General features: G+C 58.3%; 13 protein-coding genes, 1 tRNA gene and 1 pseudogene. 8 read left to right on the forward strand and 7 right to left on the reverse strand.

Annotation, left to right across the window (positions count from 1 at the left end; all coding sequences use genetic code 11):
- Positions 1 to 237 precede the first annotated feature (237 nt).
- A pseudogene (locus PL79_RS27520) lies at positions 238 to 1,378 on the forward strand (IS3 family transposase).
- A gap of 161 nt (positions 1,379 to 1,539) precedes the next feature.
- On the opposite strand, the gene PL79_RS27530 reads toward PL79_RS27520, so the two are convergent.
- The gene (locus tag PL79_RS27530; RefSeq protein ID WP_044846242.1) at positions 1,540 to 1,764 is read right to left on the reverse strand and encodes a hypothetical protein; all 225 of its coding nucleotides are present in this window, start codon (positions 1,762 to 1,764) and stop codon (positions 1,540 to 1,542) included.
- A gap of 54 nt (positions 1,765 to 1,818) precedes the next feature.
- On the opposite strand from PL79_RS27530, the gene PL79_RS36770 reads away from it, so the two are divergent.
- Positions 1,819 to 3,084 (forward strand): HNH endonuclease, encoded by a 1,266-nt coding sequence (locus tag PL79_RS36770; protein ID WP_235879341.1) that lies wholly within the window; start codon positions 1,819 to 1,821, stop codon positions 3,082 to 3,084.
- A gap of 5 nt (positions 3,085 to 3,089) precedes the next feature.
- On the opposite strand, the gene PL79_RS27540 is transcribed toward PL79_RS36770, so the two are convergent.
- Entirely contained in the window at positions 3,090 to 3,320 is a 231-nt protein-coding gene (locus tag PL79_RS27540) for a hypothetical protein (RefSeq protein WP_044846244.1), read from the reverse strand.
- Between the two features lie 156 nt (positions 3,321 to 3,476).
- On the opposite strand from PL79_RS27540, the gene PL79_RS27545 reads away from it, so the two are divergent.
- Positions 3,477 to 4,712, forward strand: a complete 1,236-nt coding sequence (locus PL79_RS27545) for a hypothetical protein (protein ID WP_135801155.1) — start codon at positions 3,477 to 3,479, stop codon at positions 4,710 to 4,712.
- Between the two features lie 5 nt (positions 4,713 to 4,717).
- On the opposite strand, the gene PL79_RS36940 is transcribed toward PL79_RS27545, so the two are convergent.
- Positions 4,718 to 4,840, reverse strand: coding sequence for a hypothetical protein (locus PL79_RS36940; RefSeq protein ID WP_021157059.1), 123 nt, complete (start codon positions 4,838 to 4,840; stop codon positions 4,718 to 4,720).
- Positions 4,841 to 5,232: 392 nt separating this feature from the next.
- Positions 5,233 to 5,916, reverse strand: a complete 684-nt coding sequence (locus PL79_RS27550) for a hypothetical protein (RefSeq protein ID WP_135801156.1) — start codon at positions 5,914 to 5,916, stop codon at positions 5,233 to 5,235.
- A gap of 255 nt (positions 5,917 to 6,171) precedes the next feature.
- Here PL79_RS27550 and PL79_RS27555 point away from each other — a divergent pair.
- From PL79_RS27555 to PL79_RS27570, 4 genes are all read left to right on the forward strand, one after another.
- Positions 6,172 to 6,246 (forward strand) — tRNA-Gly (locus PL79_RS27555).
- Between the two features lie 86 nt (positions 6,247 to 6,332).
- Positions 6,333 to 8,291 (forward strand): site-specific integrase, encoded by a 1,959-nt coding sequence (locus PL79_RS27560; protein ID WP_044846247.1) that lies wholly within the window; start codon positions 6,333 to 6,335, stop codon positions 8,289 to 8,291.
- Positions 8,292 to 8,336: 45 nt separating this feature from the next.
- Positions 8,337 to 8,639, forward strand: a complete 303-nt coding sequence (locus tag PL79_RS27565; RefSeq protein ID WP_052664715.1) for a hypothetical protein — start codon at positions 8,337 to 8,339, stop codon at positions 8,637 to 8,639.
- A gap of 302 nt (positions 8,640 to 8,941) precedes the next feature.
- Positions 8,942 to 9,658: a DUF6680 family protein gene (locus PL79_RS27570; protein WP_235879342.1), complete on the forward strand. Its 717-nt coding sequence runs from the start codon at positions 8,942 to 8,944 to the stop codon at positions 9,656 to 9,658.
- 125 nt (positions 9,659 to 9,783) lie between these two features.
- Here the strand turns inward: PL79_RS27570 and PL79_RS27575 are convergent, their stop codons facing one another.
- Genes PL79_RS27575 through PL79_RS27585 form a run of 3 tightly spaced genes read right to left on the reverse strand, consistent with a single transcriptional unit; the run spans position 9,784 to position 11,561 of the window.
- Positions 9,784 to 10,692 (reverse strand): hypothetical protein, encoded by a 909-nt coding sequence (locus PL79_RS27575; protein ID WP_044846248.1) that lies wholly within the window; start codon positions 10,690 to 10,692, stop codon positions 9,784 to 9,786.
- Positions 10,693 to 10,696: 4 nt separating this feature from the next.
- On the reverse strand, positions 10,697 to 11,044 hold the full coding sequence (locus PL79_RS27580; RefSeq protein WP_044846249.1) for a hypothetical protein: 348 nt from the start codon (positions 11,042 to 11,044) through the stop codon (positions 10,697 to 10,699).
- Positions 11,045 to 11,054: 10 nt separating this feature from the next.
- Entirely contained in the window at positions 11,055 to 11,561 is a 507-nt protein-coding gene (locus PL79_RS27585; RefSeq protein WP_235879343.1) for a hypothetical protein, read from the reverse strand.
- Between the two features lie 114 nt (positions 11,562 to 11,675).
- On the opposite strand from PL79_RS27585, the gene PL79_RS27590 reads away from it, so the two are divergent.
- Positions 11,676 to 12,377 (forward strand): recombinase family protein, encoded by a 702-nt coding sequence (locus PL79_RS27590; protein ID WP_044846250.1) that lies wholly within the window; start codon positions 11,676 to 11,678, stop codon positions 12,375 to 12,377.
- The last annotated feature ends 30 nt before the right edge of the window (positions 12,378 to 12,407 follow it).

Raw genomic sequence — 12,407 nt, forward strand, 5'->3', positions numbered from 1 at the left:
CGACTCGTCCATTTTCGACACGGGCCCGCATGCGGGCGCGCCGCCAGCGCATTTTCCGGACGGCCTTGCGTTGACGGACCGCCGCAGGCCGATTCTTGACGCTCATTACCGGCGATCGATCGCACCGCCACCGGGCAATGCCGGTTTCAAGGCCGGTGACCCTGACCCAAGAAATAGTCCGGTGCAAAAGTAGAGAAATTCGGCATGATGTGTCCACGCGGACACGAAGGCCATGCCATGAAGACGAGCAAGTTTACGGAAGAGCGGATCGCATTTGCCCTGAAGCAAGCCGAGCTGGGTACGAAGGTCGAGGAGATCTGCCGCAAGCTCGGAATAAGCGAGGCGACTTTCTACAACTGGAAGAAGAAATTCGGAGGGCTGGGGCCTTCTGAGTTGCGCCGCTTGCGCCAGCTCGAAGAGGAAAACACGAAGTTGAAGCGGCTCGTGGCGGACCTGAGCCTGGACAAGGCCATGCTGCAGGACGTACTCGCAAAAAAGCTCTGAAGCCTGCCCGTCGGCGCATGTTGATCGATGAATTGCGTGATCGCTATCGAACCAGCCTGACGAAGACTTGCGCGTTGTTTGGCATGTCTCGTTCGCTGTATCGGTATCAGTCGGTTAGCGTGATTCGTCGGCGCTGCTCATGCGTATCAAGGAAATCACCGCCACGCGCGTGCACTATGGGTATCGGCGCGTTCACGTGGTCCTGCGACGGGAAGGCTGGCGAGATAACTGCAAGCGCGTCTACAGGCTGTATCGGGCGGAGGGCCTTTCACTGCGGCATAAGCGGCCACGACGCAACAAATCGGCTCGGCTGCGACAGCCCAAGCATATCGTGACCGCGATCAACGAAATCTGGAGCACGGATTTCGTTGCGGATGCACTGTTCGACGGGAGACGTCTACGGACACTGACCGTCGTCGACAACTACACCCGGGAATGCCTGGCCATCGAGGTCGGACAAAGTCTGAAGGGGGAGCATGTAGTCGAAGCGCTGACGCGTATTACTGCCATGCGCGGGCACCCCGCCACGATCAAGGTCGACAATGGCAGCGAGTTCATTTCTAAGGCAATGGATCGCTGGGCCTATTAACATGGCGTTGAACTGGATTTCAGCCGACCGGGGAGGCCCACTGACAACGCCAAGGTCGAAAGCTTCAACGGGCGCTTCCGGCAGGAGTGTCTGAACGCACATTGGTTCTTGTCATTGGCCGACGCGCAGAGCAAAATCGACGACTGGCGCACGTACTATAACGAGGTTCGTCCCCACTCCGCATTGCAGTGGATGACACCCGCAGAATTCGCCCGTCAGGCAAGGGAATCCGCCTCGCCTGACAACTCAACCAAGCCGGAAATCTCCACTTCCGACCGGGACTAATTCTGGTTCAGCGTCAGCCCGTGCGTCCTCGGCAGGTACACTACCCCAATCGCCGTGGACATGCCGATCTAGATACAACGCGGCAGCAATGCGGTGTTGCTCAAGATGCGCAGCCACGGCACGCGTCGCAACGACCTGGCCGAGTTGGAATAGTGGTCGGCTCATGAGCGATCGCCGGAATAGATGGCCCATGCCGATTCGATCAATGCCCCAGGGACATCGCCGACCTCGAATCCCGGTACGTCTTCGAGCAGAGTCCGCAGATGGTTCATGAACTCGGCGCGCGAGAAATTGCCGCCGAACGCATCTTGAATAGACTCCACCAACCCCTGAATCTGGTCGGTGGTCAGCGGCGGGAAATCGTCGTGGTGTTTGATGTCGTCCATGCCGCCACCATCTCCTGATATTCGGCGAACGACAACGCAAAGGGAGGGAAACTATTGCCTCCCCAGAACCTACCCTATGGCAAAGCCGAACTGGATTTGCTACCTTCTGGGCGAGCCCCAGATATATATCGTTCTATTCCCAAACGCATCGGCACGTTGGCAGACGGCGCCCCCATTGAACGAAAAATCAAATTGACAAAAGCATTTACGATCTACTGGACCCCGGATGGCTGGACTGCGATTGGCGAGGGCAACCCTATTCGAGCTGCAGGTGGCACGGGGTACAACGGAAAAGTCGAAAGCGGCAGCCGTGTCTATGTAACTAACATCTTGAAGGGACAGCTACGCTTGCTTGGGGCGTTTACGGTGAAAGAAGTAGTCATCAAAGCTGAGCAAGGTAAGCCCGCCGTGGCCACCTGGGATGCGGCTGAATATCTGATTTCTGAAGATGGATCATCCACGCCATTGCTGATCCGGCCAGTGCCGACTGAATTAGCGACCACATTGCGGTTTATCACACGAACCGGCGAGGCCGCGACAATTGCCCTCAACGAGGACGGCACAGTGAACGGTCAAGCGATGCGCACCGTTCGAGAGCTAACTCCCGAGTCGGCTGCGAGTTTGGAAGGCCTGCTGCAAAGCAAACCTGAAGCTGATTGGACGGAGGCAGAATTACGAGCCTCCGTTGCTGCGTACCTCGACATGGCGCGTCGTTTCCGGGATGGGCAATCGGTTGTAAAAAAGCAGATCTACAGAGACCTTTCCAGCCAGATTGGTCGAACAGAAAAATCTTGCGAGTACCGGATGCAGAACATCTCCTATGTCCTGGCACTCATGGGGCGAGACTGGATCAAAGGACTACCCCCGGCAAAGAATGTCGGGGTGAGGGTCGCTGGGCAGATAGAAGCGCTCATCGGGGAATTGGAAGGCCGACATGAATCACCTCGGGCTGCCGAGGCCGTGGTCGTAGCCAAAACCCGCAGGACGCTGAAAAAACGCCCGGACGGAAGCAAGACGCCCGAGAGGACCAATTCGACAACTACCAGCTTCGTCCGGAATCCGCAGGTCAAGGCTTGGGTGCTTGACCGGGCGGAGGCAACTTGCGAGGCGTGTGACCAGCCGGCTCCGTTTATCGGCGCTGACGGCTTCCCATTTCTCGAAGTCCATCATCTCCGAAAGCTGGCGGACGGCGGATCAGATACGGTGACGAATGCGGTTGCCGTTTGCCCAAACTGCCATCGGCGCCTTCACTTCTCGGAAGACGCTTCCGCGCATCGAGAAACACTCTATGGAAAGGTCGCTGAACTGGAACGCGAATAGAAGGTTCAGAATTCGCGCCAACTGCTGGTGTATATCGCCCACGCGGATTCGATGCGCCTCGCATTCACCTGGTCCGTCTCGAATCCTGGGATATCTTCGAGGAGCATCAACAGATTTTCGGTGAAATCTGCTCGAGAAAGATCGCTGTCGAAATCTTCACGAACTGCCATAGCCAGTTCGCGAATCTGCTCGATGGTCAGCGGTGGGAAATCGTCGGGACGTTGAATGTCGTCCATACGACGACTATCCCGGCACCTCCACAATCAGCACAACGGCGGGCAGCTTTCAACTACGGGCAGTTCGCGAAAATGTCAGAACAGGCGGCCGCACGATCTCCAATCTGTTTATCATGAACGTGTAGTCCCATTCGAGCATGTCGACATGCGAACGCGATGAAGACCAGTCCCTCACTCAACCCACCGTTGCGGATCCTGCATAGAAAGCTTAAAGAGCCGAAATCGATCGCGGAGGTACGTCAATACTTCGCCGGAATGACACCTGCGGATGTGCTATGCCAAGCATACCTAAAGGTGCTTGCCCGTGCTCACAATATGTCCGGGGCATCCTTTATCCAGCACACCACGGGACTATCGAGATCGCAGCTGCGGCTAGGGGTGCAGCGTCAGTCCACCCTCGATCGCGCGATGCAACGTCGCATCGCAAATATGCGATCGCAGCTCCGCCGCAAGCAATGGAAATCCGAGGAAATTGCGGAGTTCGAAGCCGGGTTCCCCAGCCTTCGCTCAGACTTTCCGACCGCCTACGCCGATTTTACTTATGCTGTCTTTTACGGATTTGGCGGCGGCGAAGAAGCCATCTCTCATGCCATCGAGATCGACAGACTGATCTGGAATCTGGAACATGCGTATCGCAACGATATGCCGCCTGTCCAAATTGGGCGGATATTACGTGATTGTTCCGTCTTCGACGCTGAGCACTTTGACCGTGCGGAAGGCCAACTCGTGGCAGATTATTCTGAGCGACAAGCGCTTGCGGAACTCGCCCAGACCTCATCGTGGGAGGAGGCAACACCCCTCATCGCTCTGATCGGCGTACATTGCTTAATCTCCCTGCTAGCGATCTTTGATATCTGCATGCAGAGATACCTCGGCCCTGTCTGGTCAGATTCCATCGATGGCTCGGTGGTAACCAGATTGTTTCCGCGCCTGTCCCCTCGTGCCGCCGTCGAGACGGGCCGACCAAGCCGGCGCGGTTTGGTCGAATTGCCAGTAGCGCTGCTGCTGGACTTCAGTGTTCGCCTGATCTACCGCTGGCGTAATGGCCAGTGGCCGCGCAAACGACCGTCCTGGAAGGAGGTGGCGTGCTGGACCACTTCCGTGTCCGCTGGCCTTTTGGCACAGTGGAGATCTGGACAGAAGGCAATGACCGCTGCAGACTTCGCGCGATTTTGGTTGGAGGCATGCTGCACGCCAAAACGCCAGCAGCATCCCCCTCCGATACCCATGCCGCTGTATTTCGCGGCCATCATGCTTGAGACGTGCTGTGTCACTTGGAAGAAGCGAGGACAGCACCGCAGCGTCCTGCTCCTCGACCCAGACGACTACCTGGCCCACCGCCAACGCTTGATGGAAGCCTCGACGGTGGGTGCATCGGGTCAGAGTGCCTAACTTTTTTACTCATCAGCCAAGCGTTCTTCCCAGTCGTCCGGCCGCTCGTCCTCGCCACGAGACTGCCAATAGGCGTCGTTGTTCGGGTTCAGTTGATCGGCGTGGTTGTCGAGATCGTGCTTTTCCATGCTGGATTCCTCCTCGGTTCACCTGCCACATGGCAGTGAGCCGATGGTGCCGCTCAACGCTGACGAAATAATCCCGAATCTTGACGATTTGGATCCGGAGCCTGCTTCACGTCCAAGGAGTTGGTTTCCCGTGAACATCTCGCCGGTGTACTGCCCCACCGATCACCGCGATTTCAGCCCGACGCCCGTGAACGTGATTCCCACTCGGCAAAACCAGCCATTTCGCATCGTGATACATCCGCCAACCACGTGTTGATCACATCCGAGCAAGGGGACTGGGAAACGAAATCGCCGTGGTGTTGAGTATCGCTCATGCACCGACTCTCTCGGCAGTTCCGCAGTCGGCACAGCAAAGAGCCCAACTAAAGACTTGATCGTCTAAACGACGTTGATTACCGTTCGGAACGTAGCCACTCATCACCCCGTTGCAACAAAGCAATCATCGATTCGTGCACCAGCCTATCGCGACTCTTTAATTGATCAGCGTATTGAACAAGTATGGCGTGCTTCCGGCGAATGCGTGCGTCCCGGTCTTGACCATGATAAGACACATCAAAATTCATCAAGTCCGTTACAAGATGATTGTTTAACTGAAAAGAGTAGATCAGCCCCTTGGCCTTAGCGTAGGTCACGATAATCAAGCGTCTGAGTTCTTCATCCGCGATCTTACCAACCTGCGAGGACGCTCGGTTATACACCGTGAATGCTTCCGTGGTGACCGGAAATATTGCGTCGAAGAATCCGCCCTCCGGTACAGCCAGTAGCTGCTGGCGAGCGCCTACGTTGTAGCCTTCCCAAATTGCATTAATCTCTTCTCTGATCGCCTGCACGAAAGCCAGCGTCTCCGCCAACTCTTTCCGGGCGTCGTCGGCCGCATGCCGCACCTCGGCCTCTCGGGTATCTCGATATTGCTTGTTAGCAACCCAGATTGCGATGAGGATCGCGCCGATTGACCCCGCGGCCTGCACCCAAGCAGCCGCACTTGCAGCATCCGTGGCTGGATAGTGACAATACACACTCGCACCGGCTACGGCAGCGAGCGTTAGCAGCGCAATTAGCCATTTGTGGTGTTTCATCGCATTCCCCGTTTTTTTCCGGCGATCCTACCACTGGAGGAGCATTGGAGTAGGGCTGCGCTTGCTGAGGCGCAAATGGCGAGGGCGGAAACCAGTCCGAGCAGCCGGCCCTGGTCATCGTTGCATCTTGCAGCGAATGCAAATACCCGCCAGCGACGCCACCGCTTCGCCGCCGAGCCATGCCAGTTTCGATACCAGCGACCAGAATCACCCGCTTGCCATCCCCACCCAAACCCCTGTAGAATTACGCGTTCTGCGGGCGTCGTATAATGGCCATTACCTCAGCTTCCCAAGCTGATGACGTGGGTTCGATTCCCATCGCCCGCTCCACCTCGAACCTAACCGGTTGATTTTGTTCCGGTTACGGTCCTGACAGCACGAATACTCCGCGAGACTACTACAGTTGGTGGTCCGTCATGCAGGGTATCTCCTGCCTGTATCGCCGTCCAAGCGGCATCTACGCAGTGCGTCTTGTCGTCCCCAAGCGGTTGCGCGAGTTCGTCGGCAGGACGGAAATACACACGTCTACCGGCGTCCGAAGTCTGGCGGTTGCGAAGACTGAGGCGCTTAGAATCCAGCTTCACTGGCGCACACATTTTCAGGCGATGGACGCGGAAAAACTCAGGAACGAAAGCCCGCTGATTGCTGGCGACGGCATGATTTCAATAACGGCGGCGGCGGACGCTATCGGCATCTCACCCGGCGCACTCGCTGGCGAACTGCTCAATGACCGGGCGCAGGTCTATACGCACGTTCAAGGTCTACGCGGTTGGGCGGTTCCTGACTTGAACGACATCGAGCGCGACTATGACGGCGGCCTCGTCCTGAATGACGTTGAGAGCAAAGGCGTCGAGACGACCCATTCCGGTATGGTGCGGTTCCTCGATACGCGCGCCACGCTTGGCCGGTTCGTCGTCGGTGCGAAGTCCATCGAGTCCGTTTTGCGGCACGGTGCGCACGCCGCCGTCATTCTGGATGACGAGCTGGAAGTGTCGCTGTCCGAGTGCGTCACGACCAAGACCGCCATTGCGAAGGTGCGTGCCCGCCTTGCCTTGTCCGTGCCGCCAGCAAGCCCTGTCGTGCCGACTGCCACGACGACGCCGCCGACGCCGTCAGCAAGCCCTGTCGTGACGCCGAGCATAGCGACGCCCATCATCCACGATCCGATCACCGCGCGGCACGGCTCCAAGCGCTTCTCGGAGCTGTTCGAGCTGTATCGGAAAGACCGGGACTGGAGCGTTGGCACGGCGAAACGCAACACGACCGAGGCCGAGCTGTTCGCGGGCCTGATGGGTGATCCAGCGCTAGGCGACATCGAGAAAGAGACCGTGCTGGAATTCGCGCGGCTGCTCGCCCTACTGCCGAGAGACATCTACCAGTCACGGCGCAACTATCGCCGCACGACCGGCGAGACCAAGACCCTCCACGAGCTGATAGAGCTTGCCAAGCGCGACGGGCTGAAACGCAAGAACGAGGATACCGTGAAGCGCCACGTCGGGCACCTGAGCGAGATTCTTGGCTACGGCGTCAAGGCGGGCATGATGCGCTTCAATCCGGCGGCAGACTACAAGCGTGGGCGCAGTGCGGGTGCAGGTTCGCGTCCGCAGGACGACCGGCAGACGTTTGCGCCTGACGAGCTGGACCGCATCTTTTCACAGGACTGGTTCGAGCGTGGTGCGGGAACCGTCAGGGCGAACGGCTTCACGCACTGGCGACCGCACTACTACTGGTTGCCGCTGCTGGGCCTGTTGACCGGTGCGCGTATCAATGAGCTGTCGCAGCTCTACCTAGACGACATACGGCAGTCTGAAGCCGGGGTGTGGTATCTGGATTTCAACCTCGACGGCGACAAGGTAGAGGACGTGCCCGACAAGTCGCTGAAGACGGTCAACGCCGAACGAGTCGTGCCGATACATGCAGAGCTGGTGCGTCTCGGCTTGCCTGAGTATGTCGAGAGGCTAAGGCGGGCGGGCCATACCCGCCTGTTTCCAGAGCTGAAGCGTGACCCCGTGAAGGGCTACGGCAAACCGGCTGGATCGTGGTTCAACGAGCGCTTTCTCGGCAACAGGCTCGGCATCGAGCGGAACGGGATGAAGACTTTCCACTCGTTCCGGCATACGTTCATTACAGCGCTTGAACGGCTTGAGCTGCCTGAACGCGTGATGACGCAATTGGCCGGGCATGAGCGCGGCAAGACGCAGAGCGGGAAACGCTATGCGAAAGACCGCGACGCCGACGAGCTGGCAGAAATTTTTGCCCGGTTGCACTTCCCGGCACTCACTGGCGTAGCGCCGCTCAGGATTGACGATGCTCTGGCCGCCATCAAGTGCGCAGCGCGTCAGAAGGTGGCGGCAGGCCGACGCGAACGGCGTTGAAGATCTAGCACTCGCCGCAATCGCGGCACAAATCGGGGAAACAAAATGAATATCAAAAGAATCGCCGTGCTGTCCCTTGCTTCATTGACGCTGACCGCCTGTATGACTATCGGACATAAGTTCGATCCGAGCGCGGTGGACTCGATGCGTCCGGGCGTGACCACGATTCAGGATGCAGAAACCGCGCTCGGCAAACCCGCATCGTCGTCAGCGGTAGTGAATGGCGGCACTTTGCTGCAATGGATTTATACGCAAGGCTCAGTGGTCGGTGGCTCGTCGGCGCACGTTGCCGTGCTTTTCGACAAGAATGGCAGGATGGTGCGGGTCACGCACCGGAGCCAGATGTAACCGCGCATAGAGCCGCAGGCTTATCGGGAGCGTCCGGGTCCGGGTGCTCCCTCCCGGCGCTCCCTATAAGGTTTCGTCAAAAACCGCTGCCCGTTGAAACACGGTATCCCCTCAAGGTCGGCTCCATCCTCTAAGACTTGCTTACCGTTTCCCGCACGCCATTTTTTGTTGCGTGGTGGCAGTGCTGCGTTTCATTCTCTCGGGGCTGGGTGCTCGCATATCAACTCTTTAACCCCCTCCGTGCATTCACCATCGCCCTGATAGACTGCGGTCCAAGCGGGGACGAGAACGAGGAGAAGAAAATGTGGGGGCTTGAAGCGAAAGATTGGGTAATGGTCGGAGCCACGATCGCCGGGCCGATCTTAGCCGTGCAGGCACAGAAGTGGGTGGAACGAGCGCGCGAAGCAACAAACCGACGAGCACTCGTCTTCACGACCCTAATGGCAACGCGCCAATCACGCATTTCGATGGAGCACGTTCGGGCACTCAACTCTATTGATCTCGCCTTTTATGGTCGTCGCGTGCTTGGTGTCACCGTGCGTCGCAAAGTGCATCAGGCGGTGCTGGACGCGTGGCATGACTATTATGAGCACCTGTGCGTGCCAGAGGAGCGACGGCCGAAGAACGACGCCGAGTTTCGTGATTGGAATGGTCGCGGAGACGAGCTGTTCACAAATTTGCTGGAACGACTCGCGACAGCGACCAACTTCAAGTTCGACCGCAAACAGCTCAAGGCTGGCAGTTATTCTCCCGAAGCGCATGGTGCAGTGGAGCTAGAGCAACAGGCTGTGCGAAGGCTAGCACTCAGCGTGTTGTCGGGTGAAAAGACGTTGCCGATGGAAGTCAGGGCTTGGCCCGTTGACGCCGCCGCTGCACAGCAGCAGCGCGATGCGCAGACGGAGCTGGTCCAAAACCAGAGGGAAATGATGGCCGACTTCAAGCAGATTTTGGAAAGGCTCACCGAGCACGCTGTTGGTGCTCACGAGGAAGCGGTATTGCAGGGTGAACCACGCCGCTGATATGGCTACGGTATGAAAGAGGTATATGTCTACAGTTATTAGGCCGGTTACGCGATTTTCACGCCCGGCAAGGGTTTCACCCGCGTTGACCGGTCCCGTTTGTCCCGATTTTTTGCGAAAGCCGATCAGACCTTTAGACGCCGCAGTGCACCCTTGATTGCGTCTTGAAGCTCGTTGTCAGCTTGCAGGTGACTGCTCTCGCGTCGTAGTTTCTGCCACCTATCGCGCCGCCCCAATGATCGGAAGCTGTGCAGGCCACGTTCGGGCGTTGCGTCGTTCAAGCGCCTGTTTATCGTGATCGCGGCAAGCTTGAACCGGTCGCCTTTGGCTTGCGCTTCAGGGGTAATGGGCGTGCGGAACCGGAAGAAGCGCACAAGGTCCGTGAACTTGTATCCGTCGAGGTCAGCCAGCTTCACTAAGCCGGTGCTCCTGAGTGTATTGCCCTTCAATGTAACTTCGACGCGTGCGCGCCACTCGTTCGGCGGTAACGGTTGCTTATTGTTGTCGGTGCGCTTCCAGTAGCACTGCCACGACACGTCATCGTCCTTGTTGCCTTCACGGTAGTTTAGGAGCGGGTCTAGTCGCCTTCCTGGAACATCCATGAAGCGGTTGACCCAGACTTGAGGATCAAACTGGCGGGGGCGGCTTCCGTCGGTAAGTAGGCTCGACTGAAGGCGGTAGGTCATGGCGCGGGTCGCGACCTCTCGCTCTGCCTCTTCGGTGTGCAAGAAGTCGCACGCGACCTCAATCGCTACGATTTCCGGTTCGTGAGTGAGTGGATACCGCTCGGCGAACTCCGCGAGTGCCTTGCTCAGTGCCGCATAGTGGTTCGCCAGCCGGTCGGTAACGCGCACAACGAACGTATCCGCGACGCCACCGGGGCCATCGTCGATAGCGCGGACGTGGAGCTTCCCGGCACCCGCTGCATCGAGCGCAGATTGGACGTGCTGGAACTGGGTTGGACGTGCGGTGCGAAGCCTCACGTCCAGCCAGTCCACACAAGCCTTTCGCCGGAAGTTCTGAAGCGCGGCCATGATGCTAGGTCCGCGCAGCCAGAGCCGGAGCTTTCGGGATTTTTTGATACCGCCAATGGATGGCATCGTCAAATTCCACAACGAACCCTTTCGGCGCTTGCTTCACGACCGCAAGCTTTGTCGATGCGTGGACGTTCCTGATAAACGCCTTGATCGCACTGAGGGCATACGCTGGACGCCACGCACGCCCGTCGTAATGTTTTGCAGCGGGCGTAAGCACATGGCCGCACACATCGGTTTTCCCCGACCGCATGTCTGCGAGCGCATCATCCCATGACCGCATTGCGCCGAGGAACTGGCGCAGAATCAAGGCGGTTTCGCCCGCCGGATAGATGGTTTCCTTGACCTTCATGCTTTCCCCCTTATGCCGTAGCTCGTTTGCAGGCGTCAACGGCTGCCGACAGTTCTTCCAAGACGGCCACTGCTTCCGCCACTTCGATCCGGTAGACCATCAGAGGGTCATCGGTGATTAGCTGGACATATGGCTTCCCGGCCTCGTCCACCTGCGGGTGGATACCGGACACCTTCAGCTTCCTGCCGGTCGTGCTGCCACCCTTCTCGCCGATGCCATACGCGCGCATGACTTCAGCCGCGCGCCCCGTGAGCGTGACGCTGCCGAGTTGCCGTTGCTTCTCGAACTCGACAAACCGGGCAAGTTCGACCACGTCATAGTGAGCGGCCTTGAAGCCCACTACCGATTGGAACGGAATGCGATACGGCACGCGCCTCGTTTGGCTGCGATTGTTGGTCAGCCAGCGTTGCCAATATCCAACCGACTCCCCCGGCAGAGCCTCATTCAGCCATTCGGCTGCCGCCTTGCTGCTCAAAAGTTCCACGTCCTGCTCCTTCTCAATTTTCGATGGAGTCATTCTACATACCACTCAAAAACTATTCAATATTTGATTTATATAAGTTCTCTTTCGGTTATACTGGCCTCACATTAAACGCTCGTCTTGTCGTGAGGCCAGCATCGAGAGGAACAAATGGCACAAGGTCAGTTCGTCGCTTACTACCGGGTAAGCACTGCGCGTCAAGGCATGTCCGGTCTGGGTCTCGACGCACAGCGCGAGGCGGTCGCCCGCTACCTGAACGGTGGCGATTGGGAACTGGTAGGCGAGTTCACCGAGACAGAGACCGGCAAGGGTGCGAATGCTCTGGAGAAGCGTCCGCAGCTTCGTGCCGCGCTGGAGTTGTGCAAGCGGCGCGGGGCGACGCTCATCATTGCAAAGCTCGACCGGCTCGCCCGCAACGTGCACTTCGTGTCTGGCTTGCTGGAAACCGGATGCGATTTCGTAGCCGCCGACATGCCGCAAGCGAACAAGGTCATGATCCAAATGCACGCCGTAATGGCCGAGTGGGAACGCGATCAGATCAGCAAGCGAACAAAGGACGCTCTGGCGGCAGCAAAGGCGCGTGGCGTGAAGCTCGGGACGGCAGGAGCCGCGAACCTCAAACCGAACGTGGAGGCCCGCCAGCGCGCCGCCGACGCGTTCGCGGGCAAACTGGCAGGCATGGTGGCAGGGTTCCGGGCGCGGAACCTCTCTCAGCGTGGCATGGTGGCCGAGCTGAACGCTCTCGGCATCAGAACGGCGAACGGCGGTCAATGGCACCGAGGCCAGCTCTGCCGACTCTTAGAACGGATTGATGCTGTGCACTGCTCGGAGACCCTGACTCCGACCGCATAATCGACATGCTCTAAGCATCACTTCCGCGGC

The sequence above is a fragment of the Burkholderia sp. USMB20 genome, from assembly GCF_000949135.2.
In the GTDB taxonomy this organism is placed as follows: domain Bacteria; phylum Pseudomonadota; class Gammaproteobacteria; order Burkholderiales; family Burkholderiaceae; genus Burkholderia.

What these genes read in the sequence shown, in the direction of transcription:
- PL79_RS27530 (WP_044846242.1), bottom strand. Translation starts at nt 1,764, where the DNA reads ATGGACGACATCAAACACCACGACGATTTCCCGCCGCTGACCACCGAC.
- PL79_RS27540 (WP_044846244.1), bottom strand. Translation starts at nt 3,320, where the DNA reads ATGGACGACATTCAACGTCCCGACGATTTCCCACCGCTGACCATCGAG.
- PL79_RS27545 (WP_135801155.1), top strand. Translation starts at nt 3,477, where the DNA reads ATGAAGACCAGTCCCTCACTCAACCCACCGTTGCGGATCCTGCATAGA.
- PL79_RS36940 (WP_021157059.1), bottom strand. Translation starts at nt 4,840, where the DNA reads ATGGAAAAGCACGATCTCGACAACCACGCCGATCAACTGAACCCGAAC.
- PL79_RS27550 (WP_135801156.1), bottom strand. Translation starts at nt 5,916, where the DNA reads ATGAAACACCACAAATGGCTAATTGCGCTGCTAACGCTCGCTGCCGTA.
- PL79_RS27560 (WP_044846247.1), top strand. Translation starts at nt 6,333, where the DNA reads ATGCAGGGTATCTCCTGCCTGTATCGCCGTCCAAGCGGCATCTACGCA.
- PL79_RS27565 (WP_052664715.1), top strand. Translation starts at nt 8,337, where the DNA reads ATGAATATCAAAAGAATCGCCGTGCTGTCCCTTGCTTCATTGACGCTG.
- PL79_RS27570 (WP_235879342.1), top strand. Translation starts at nt 8,942, where the DNA reads ATGTGGGGGCTTGAAGCGAAAGATTGGGTAATGGTCGGAGCCACGATC.
- PL79_RS27575 (WP_044846248.1), bottom strand. Translation starts at nt 10,692, where the DNA reads ATGGCCGCGCTTCAGAACTTCCGGCGAAAGGCTTGTGTGGACTGGCTG.
- PL79_RS27580 (WP_044846249.1), bottom strand. Translation starts at nt 11,044, where the DNA reads ATGAAGGTCAAGGAAACCATCTATCCGGCGGGCGAAACCGCCTTGATT.
- PL79_RS27585 (WP_235879343.1), bottom strand. Translation starts at nt 11,561, where the DNA reads ATGACTCCATCGAAAATTGAGAAGGAGCAGGACGTGGAACTTTTGAGC.
- PL79_RS27590 (WP_044846250.1), top strand. Translation starts at nt 11,676, where the DNA reads ATGGCACAAGGTCAGTTCGTCGCTTACTACCGGGTAAGCACTGCGCGT.